General features: G+C 48.3%; 9 protein-coding genes and 1 pseudogene. 5 read left to right on the top strand and 5 right to left on the bottom strand.

Annotated elements, in window-relative coordinates:
* From RMO35_RS14610 to RMO35_RS14595, 4 genes are all read left to right on the top strand, one after another.
* A partial coding sequence (locus tag RMO35_RS14610; protein WP_396135674.1) for an aminotransferase class I/II-fold pyridoxal phosphate-dependent enzyme occupies positions 1-222 on the top strand: 222 nt, incomplete at its 5' end.
* Positions 223-468: 246 nt separating this feature from the next.
* Positions 469-2,304 (top strand): hypothetical protein, encoded by a 1,836-nt coding sequence (locus RMO35_RS14605; protein WP_309742063.1) that lies wholly within the window; start codon positions 469-471, stop codon positions 2,302-2,304.
* 235 nt (positions 2,305-2,539) lie between these two features.
* Positions 2,540-3,313, top strand: a complete 774-nt coding sequence (gene gloB / locus RMO35_RS14600; protein WP_309742062.1) for a hydroxyacylglutathione hydrolase — start codon at positions 2,540-2,542, stop codon at positions 3,311-3,313.
* A 70-nt stretch (positions 3,314-3,383) separates the two neighbouring features.
* Positions 3,384-3,830, top strand: a complete 447-nt coding sequence (locus RMO35_RS14595; protein WP_309742061.1) for a hypothetical protein — start codon at positions 3,384-3,386, stop codon at positions 3,828-3,830.
* A gap of 430 nt (positions 3,831-4,260) precedes the next feature.
* Here RMO35_RS14595 and queF read toward each other — a convergent pair whose 3' ends face one another.
* Positions 4,261-4,668, bottom strand: coding sequence for a preQ(1) synthase (gene queF / locus RMO35_RS14590; RefSeq protein WP_309742060.1), 408 nt, complete (start codon positions 4,666-4,668; stop codon positions 4,261-4,263).
* A gap of 136 nt (positions 4,669-4,804) precedes the next feature.
* Positions 4,805-5,194 (bottom strand): hypothetical protein, encoded by a 390-nt coding sequence (locus RMO35_RS14585; protein WP_309742059.1) that lies wholly within the window; start codon positions 5,192-5,194, stop codon positions 4,805-4,807.
* Between the two features lie 140 nt (positions 5,195-5,334).
* Here RMO35_RS14585 and RMO35_RS14580 point away from each other — a divergent pair, with 140 nt between their 5' ends.
* The gene (locus RMO35_RS14580; RefSeq protein ID WP_309742057.1) at positions 5,335-5,577 is read left to right on the top strand and encodes a hypothetical protein; all 243 of its coding nucleotides are present in this window, start codon (positions 5,335-5,337) and stop codon (positions 5,575-5,577) included.
* 117 nt (positions 5,578-5,694) lie between these two features.
* Here the strand turns inward: RMO35_RS14580 and RMO35_RS14575 are convergent, their stop codons facing one another.
* From RMO35_RS14575 to RMO35_RS14565, 3 genes and pseudogenes are all read right to left on the bottom strand, one after another.
* Positions 5,695-5,904 (bottom strand): acetyltransferase, encoded by a 210-nt coding sequence (locus tag RMO35_RS14575; protein WP_309742056.1) that lies wholly within the window; start codon positions 5,902-5,904, stop codon positions 5,695-5,697.
* A gap of 133 nt (positions 5,905-6,037) precedes the next feature.
* Positions 6,038-7,330, bottom strand: a complete 1,293-nt coding sequence (locus RMO35_RS14570; RefSeq protein WP_309742055.1) for a glycosyltransferase family A protein — start codon at positions 7,328-7,330, stop codon at positions 6,038-6,040.
* Between the two features lie 24 nt (positions 7,331-7,354).
* A pseudogene (locus RMO35_RS14565) lies at positions 7,355-7,811 on the bottom strand (hypothetical protein); the annotation flags it as partial.

Below are 7,811 nucleotides of genomic sequence, written 5' to 3'. Positions count from 1 at the left end.
ATTCCCTCCGCTTCAGCGATTATCTGTATCGAGCTGCCAGATGCCCACACGGCGATCGCCATTGGGAGTAAACTGCAACAATTGGGAATTTTTGCCCCCGCCATCCGCCCGCCCACCGTCCCTACGAGCCGAATTAGACTCTCACTAATGGCGACTCATCAACAGTCACAATTAGCGCAATTAGCCAATGCGCTCGCCCAAATATTTTGCGAACCTAAATAAGCTAAGATATGGTTAAAATTTGTCCGCGCTCGCGCTACTAGCTCACAGCTATACTAGACGGCTCTCCTGCTATTTTGGGGAAATAGCTTACTTAAACATCAATCGCTCGTGCCATCAAAACCCCTTTCCCCCTTCCCCTTTCCCCCTTTCCCCTCCTAAACTACCCTCTTTTCAGTTTTGGCAAAACCAAACTCCCGCTTCGATTTTGAACAAGCAAATCAGGTTACTAAACAATTAGTAAACCAGATGCCCCCGTGGTTGCGACTGTCGTTTATCCGAAGTTGGGTGTTTTGGGCAATTATTACCCTCGGTATTTCTGGCGGCTTAGTATATCTAGCATTAGGCTTGCTGCTCAATCCCAAAGCAGTCCCCAATTGCCCCGAAATATTCGTCCCTATGTCTTCACCATCGCTACGGGTTTATTGCGGACAACTTGCCGCCAGCAAACAAACCTTACCAGACTTAGTAGCTGCCCTGAACCTAGTCAAAGATGTCGCCCCCAACGATCCGACACGCAACTATGTCGATAGCAACGTCCAACGCTGGTCGCTGGCGATTTTGAGATTAGCAGAAGCCAGTTATCAAGAGGGCAAATATGAAGAAGCGGTGAATGCTGCCAAGCAAGTCCCCACCAGTATTCCGGCTTATAAAATCGTGTCTAAACGTCTGGGACAATGGCAGGAAACTTGGGCAAAAGGAGTCGCACTCGATCGGGAAACTAGGGCATTATTAAATAGTTCCAAGTGGGTGAATGCTTACGCCGTCGCCGTCAGATTGACGCGCCTCAACAATCGCTACTGGGCGATGACTAAGTATCAAGAATTAGCCGATTTAGTCCAGATCGCTAAAGCTGATAGTGCCAAACTAGACGAAGCGCGGCAACTAGTCAAGAGTGATTCGGTCAAAACGCTGCTCAAAGCTGTCGAAATGGCAAATAAAATCGACCCCAAAAGTTTTGCACATACCGAAGCCAAAACTATTATCGACAAAGTAGCCATCCAAATGCTCAAGCTAGCGCGAGCAAAATTCGATAAAAACGACTGGCAGGGTGCGCTCGAAATTGCCACTCAAACCCCCGACGCGCCTACCACCAAAGCCGAACTCCAAGATCTCATCAGTTTCGCTCAAGCTCAGTCCCATACAGTCAATTCGAGTATCTCAGAACTAGAAACAGCTATCTCCCTCATTCAAGGCATCAAACCAGAGAGTTCGCTCTACCAAAAATCTCAGCAAGCTTCAGCCAATTGGCAACTTGAAATTCAGGATCTCGCCGCGCTCCAACATGCTCAGAGCTTAGCTAGTACTGGTACCGTCCGCGATCTCCAGATGGCAATTAGTGAAGTTCAGCGCATCCCCGCTAGCAATCCGCGCGGCAAAGAAGCCGCCAAAGTCGCTACCGAATGGCGCACTCAGATCGAAACAGTCCAGGATACACCATACCTCAAAGCGGCTGAAGCTTCAGCCGCTAGCGGTACCGTCCGAGGAGTCCAAAAAGCTGTCGCCCAATTAGGTCAAATCCGTCCGGGACGTGCCCTCTATCCCCAAGCACGACAAAAGATTCAACAATGGACTGGCGACTTGCAACGCGCCGAAGATGGGCCGATCCTCGCTCAAGCGGAAGCCTTGGCTAGCAGTGGCGATCTCGTTGGCGCGGTGAATATGGCGCAACGAATCGGTAGGGGACGCGCAATATCCGCTCAAAGTCAAGAACGGGTGAACGATTGGCAAGCCCAACTTCAAGCAACAGCGAATCTGGCTGCTGCTCAGAGATTAGCAAGTGGCGGTACGCCCGAAGCGCTACTCGGTGCCATCCAAGCCGCCGCTAGAGTACCCAAGAGTTCTTCACTCCGCTCCCAAGCCCGACTGGCAATGGATAACTGGGGGTCGCAAATGCTGGAAGTAGCTCAAAGCACCGCCACCAGCGATCTTCGCCGCGCAATTGCGATCGCCAAAGTCATTCCCTCAAATACTTCTTCCTACAGTGCCGCCCAAAACCTCGTCGAACAATGGCAGCTACAACTCAATCCTATTCCCGAACCGACCACATCGCCAACTGAGGAGAATAATGGTTTGATTGATTAGTGGATAGTGGATAGTGGATAGTGGATAGTGGAAGGTATGAGAAAAGATCGCACTTCGGCGTTGCTGAATTGATGTATGAAGCATAGATCTTGCCCTCATCCCCAACCCCTCTCCCAAGCTTGGGAGAGGGGAGCCAGAGCCGGAGGCGATGGCGGGACTGAAGAGCAAATCATACCTTAAATCAGCAACGCCCAACAGTCAAACGGCCAAATCCCTCTACTCCCCACTACTACTCATGGAAATTATTCAGATTCCCGTCCTCTCAGACAACTATATCTTCTTGATGCTCGATCGAGAGCAGAAAATTGCCGCAGTCGTCGATCCTGCCGAAGCAGCACCAGTACTCGCCGAACTCCATCGCCAGCAAGTCGAACTAGTGGCGATCTTTAATACCCATCATCATGGCGATCATGTCGGTGGTAATAAAGAATTAATCGCCGCCTACCCCAATCTGCGCGTCTATGGCGGTGCCGAAGATCGCGGACGTATCCCCGGACAACAAGTATACCTAGTCGATGGCGATCGCGTGGAATTTGGCGAGCGAGTTGGTGAAGTATTTTTCATCCCCGGACATACCCGCGCCCACATTGCTTATTATTTCCCGTCTGTCGAGAACGATGTTCCGGGCGAGCTATTTTGTGGCGATACGATTTTTGCTGGCGGCTGTGGACGACTATTTGAAGGAACTCCCGCTCAAATGGTCGGTTCGATAACTAAATTGCGTCAATTGCCCGACAATACCCGGATTTGGTGCGCTCACGAGTACACCTTGAGCAACCTCAAATTTGCCGTCACCGTCGACCCTGATAACCAAGAACTTCAGCAGCGCTTAGTTAGTGTCACCGCCGAACGCGAGCGGCTCATCCCCACAGTACCCACCAATCTCGGCTTAGAAAAACGCACCAATCCCTTTCTCCGTTGGGATACAGCCGCCCTCCAAGCTAGTGTCGGCAGTCATGACGCGATCGAAACCTTTGCTCGCATTCGCGGTCGCAAAGACCAATTTTAGTACCATCGATTAACGATCGGCGGTTATCAGCTAAGATGAAGGACATTTGATGTGTGTTGAGGTAAGGTAGATGAAATTTGGAGTACGGCAACGTGGGTACGTTCTAGTCGCGATCGCCGCTAGTTTGATGACAGTAGGCTGCACCGATAGCAAGATATCTCAGTGCGCAAACACGATTAAAGTTGTCAATCAGGCAGTAATCGACACTAAAAATATTAGCGAATCTGGCACCAAAGGCGACCTGCAAACCATTGCCAAACTAGTCGAAATTTTCGATCGTTCCGCCAAAGATTTAGAAGGGGTAAATGTTGAAAACGAACAACTCAAGACATATAAAAGTCAGTTCTTAACGATGTATAAAGGAGCGAACGAGATTGGTAAACAACTGATTGTGAGTATTCAAGAGAAAAAATCTACTAAGGTCAATGAAGGGTTGAGAAAATACACCAGTATTGTCAGTCCCGAACGCGATCTCGTCACAGGCTTGAATCAATATTGTCAGAAATCCGAAAAATAGTAGACAGCAGTTAAATTTAAGTAGATGTATGGTGGGCAGTGCCCACCATCTGGGTTTCAGACTTTACCAATCCAATAAATACTTGCCCTGACCTAAGTAGTTAAACGTAGGGTGGGCAGTGCCCACCATCTAGGTTTCAGACTTTACCAATCCAATAAATATTTGCCCTGACCTAAGTAGGTAAGCGCAATTTTTCAGAACATAGACTACGTCTGAAATCTAATTGGTGGGAACTGCCCACCCTACTGGGACGACTTTTACCCACAGTTTTAGTCGTGTCGTCCCACTACAAGATATCTTTACTGAAACCTAGATGGTGGGCAGTGCCCACCCTGCGAATATCTACAGAATATCTTTACGCAGCATTGAATCCAGGTAATAATTTTAAGAATTTAGCTTAATTAATGCTGGTAATTGCGATCGCGAATATCTATTTTTCATGTTTGACTTCGACAATCATGTGTACATTGCCGCGCGGTGAAAAATCAGCTCTCACCGTAATTTGATGCGGATCGGCAATTGCCACAAAATCATCTAAGATTTGATTGGTAACTTCCTCATGGGAAATATAGCGATCGCGATAACTATTGATATATAGTTTCAATGCCTTGAGTTCGACAACTTTTTGGTCGGGTACATAGATAATGCCGATCGTTGCAAAATCAGGATAACCAGAAAAAGGACATTTACAAGTAAACTCTGGCAAACTAATATCGACATTGTAGCGTCTGCCCAGCCGAGGATTGGGGAACGTAATCAGTTCGCCATTGATAATTTCCCGTTCCCCGTATTTCATTTCGCTGGGGGTGGTGAGTGATTCTGGATGCGCCTGAGTCATGATAATCGAGATCGGTTAATTATTGATGAACACTGCCCTTACCTCTGACTTTCAGAGCAAGATCGTACTTTGACAACAGGTAATCTACCCCGCGACAGATTAACGATAGAGGGCTAGTATAACTGAGTCAGCCTAACTAGTTTAAATCGTTTTCACCTTCCCAGTCAGTACAGGTATCGCTATTACAACCGTAAGGATAAATCCCGCAAACTAGCAGGTTGCCACCGTAGACAGAACCATTATAGTTGATACAACCCACACACGCCGGATGAACTGCTGGATCGGGCATCGGTCTGGTAGGGAAGGGCATGTCCCAGTTAATCGATGCGGATTCTTCAAAATCTAATTCTAAGTCTTGCCAGATTTCGGTCAGCACGGCTGTAAGTTCGTCCCATTGCAAAGTAAGGATTTCCTGAGCCTCAGTAGTAACTTCTTCAACAAATTCCGTGAGTTCGCGACCAATCTCATCAAACAGCACGGTTACATCTTTCAACATGGCGGCGATTTCGTTTTGCCATTCTTCCATAGCGAACACCTAGTAATTGTTGCGCGATCTAGATCTAGATTGTACTATTTTCTCCACAGGAGATCTGCTCACAAGTCTTGACATTTAGATAGAGTCGATCCTAAAGCTCAATTTTAGCATTCCCCGCGATCGAGATCTTTTTGCTATCTCACCAATATTTTCTGTACCAGTTGCGACAATTATTGCTGTTTGGAGCGAGTTCGATCGGGATTGGGTATGCTTGTTACTCATACCAAATACGGCTTGTAAAACCCACTAACCTCGCCCTCACCCCCAACCCCTCTCCCAAGCTTGGGAGAAGGGGAGCCAGAGCCGGAGGCGATGGCGGGGTGAGGGCACAAGGGATTTCGATCGCCAAAAAAGTCTTTGTAGAGCGGATTTGATATAACCGATCGATACGAGCAGATCCGGTGTTTCGGAAGATGGACATATTAAAAACGCACCGAGGAGCTTACCTTAGTGCATTTTCATTTTGCTAAATCTTGCTGATAAAGCAACAATTATTTCGTGCGATAATCTGGGTCTACCCAGCAACGCGGCAGGGGTTCGCCCGATGCAAATGCTAAATCCTGCTTAGCAAATGCTTCGGGATCTTGTTCTTCTTGACCTTCTTGAGTTTGTCCTTCGACCTCATTTCTGAGGGGATTAAACAGGTTGTCAAGATCGGTAATTTCAATGGTAGATGCAGAAACTTTGTTGTATAAAAACATATTGACCTCGGGTACGATCGATCCGTAATTTAATGTGAATTCTAGGTTCAAAGATAATCAAAACTATCTCGCTCATTCTTTATGAGCCTGTGAATACCGCTCAATAGTCGGCAAGAACAAGCATTTTTAGCGACTAATTCGATCGCTGCAAATGGCGATCGAGACTCCCATCTGCCAGCATTAACCGGGGAGCCAAGCTTGCCCTACTGACAGCAAGATGGGGACGACGTTTAGCGATACTATTGTGGCGACGATCGAGGCACGATCTATGTCGGCGTAAGTCGCTAATCGCTGTCTGGACATCGATCGGTTGCCAGCGACTGAGCCAGATGTGATGTTGACGCTGGATAACTTGCTCGAATAGTCCGCCAAAGGTGGGGTGTCGTACTAATTCATCCAGCAGCCAATCGTTACTAACCGCTAATTTGTGGGCTAATAGGGCGATTTCTGGAGTAGGTACATGTGGGTAAACATAACCATAAGCTACTTTTTGCCACAAGCATCGCAGCTTCCGGCGCGATTGAAATCTGGAGATCGTCGCAGCGGCTGGTTCGACTTTGAAGGTGCTATCGATCGACATATCCGTCCATTTCCGCAATTGATTGGCTAGTCCCACTGGAGAGCGCCCAGAGACTCTAGCAGAAGTAGTTACCTGTACTAAGGGACTATGGCGGAAGCGGGCATTGACACGGAGTAGCGACTGGTAAAATGCTTCATCTTCTGGGGTGCGGACGGGTGGAATGCCGCCTGCTTTGGCATACATTTCGGCTGTTACCGCCAGACTCGCGCCGTAGTGCTGGTAGTGACGCGGTAAGGGATCGTAAGGATCGGGATCGAGATAATGCTCCATCTCGGCAACTAGCGATCGATAACCCACCTCTTGCAAGAAGCAAGTTTTCGCCTGTGGCGGCAGGGCTTGACGACTCTGGCGATCGGTAATAATTCGCCCGCCGACAGCATCGACACCGCCCGCGATCTCCTGAATGGTGGCAGCAATCCAGGTTGCCGCCACTTGAGTATCCCCATCTGTTGAAGCAATAATTCCCTGTCTTTTGCCCAAACTCATCAGGCGGCGATAGGCTTCATCCATCAGCAGTTTGCGCACGTAACCGATATAGGCACGCTCTGGGGGCAAAGTCACCTCAGCGACATGTAAAGCTAACCGGGGATGCCGTTTGGCAAACTGACGGGCGATTTGGGCCGACTCATCAGTGCAGTTATTAGCTAAGACAATGATTTCATAGCTGAGGGGGTCGAGCGGTTGCCCGTTCAGGCAAGTCTGATTGGCAAGGGCGCTCAGGGTTTGGACGAGCGTCTGGGCTTCATCCTTGACGGGTACGATGACGCTCACTTCACACTGCGATCGGGGCGGCACGGCGAGCGACCATTTTTGGGAATTTCTAGCTCCAACAGATTCAATTATCATCTTGTTTTGCAAATATTCGGTGGCTTAGCTGGCTTTACGAATATTATTTTTGAGGTCGTTGGCTTTGGCTTTGGCTTCATCACCAATGTCATCGGCTGCGGACTTCACATCATCAGCGAAAGATTTAGTGTTTTCTTTGAGGTTTTGATAGCCTCTTTTGGTACCTTTAGCAACATCTTCAGCGGTTTCTTTCGCCGATCGATTTAATTGGTCGGCAGTTTCGCCAGCCCGATCGCGAATTCCTTTGTCATCTAATTGTTTGCCGAGTTGTTTGAAAGGATTAGTATCGCCTTTTTTGAGGTCTTCAGTTTTGTTGATGAGTCGATCGGCTTTAGCTTTGGCTTCAGCAGTGCTTTGTCTGGGATCGACATCACTGTAGTTATTCATGCCACCTTCAGGCGGGGCGATCGGCTTGTATAACTCGGTGATCTTGCCAGGTTGGGGATTTTCAACGCGGGTAGGATCTACTTTGGCTTTCATT

The organism is Chamaesiphon sp. OTE_20_metabat_361 (assembly GCF_031364565.1).
The sequence above is the reverse complement of the archived record's forward strand: the minus strand, read 5'-3'. Positions and strand labels throughout refer to the sequence as shown.

Excerpts from the sequence above, each read along its gene's own strand:
- RMO35_RS14605 (WP_309742063.1), top strand. The coding sequence starts at position 469 with ATGCCCCCGTGGTTGCGACTGTCGTTTATCCGAAGTTGGGTGTTTTGG.
- gloB (WP_309742062.1), top strand. The coding sequence starts at position 2,540 with ATGGAAATTATTCAGATTCCCGTCCTCTCAGACAACTATATCTTCTTG.
- RMO35_RS14595 (WP_309742061.1), top strand. The coding sequence starts at position 3,384 with ATGAAATTTGGAGTACGGCAACGTGGGTACGTTCTAGTCGCGATCGCC.
- queF (WP_309742060.1), bottom strand. The coding sequence starts at position 4,668 with ATGACTCAGGCGCATCCAGAATCACTCACCACCCCCAGCGAAATGAAA.
- RMO35_RS14585 (WP_309742059.1), bottom strand. The coding sequence starts at position 5,194 with ATGGAAGAATGGCAAAACGAAATCGCCGCCATGTTGAAAGATGTAACC.
- RMO35_RS14575 (WP_309742056.1), bottom strand. The coding sequence starts at position 5,904 with ATGTTTTTATACAACAAAGTTTCTGCATCTACCATTGAAATTACCGAT.
- RMO35_RS14570 (WP_309742055.1), bottom strand. The coding sequence starts at position 7,330 with ATGATAATTGAATCTGTTGGAGCTAGAAATTCCCAAAAATGGTCGCTC.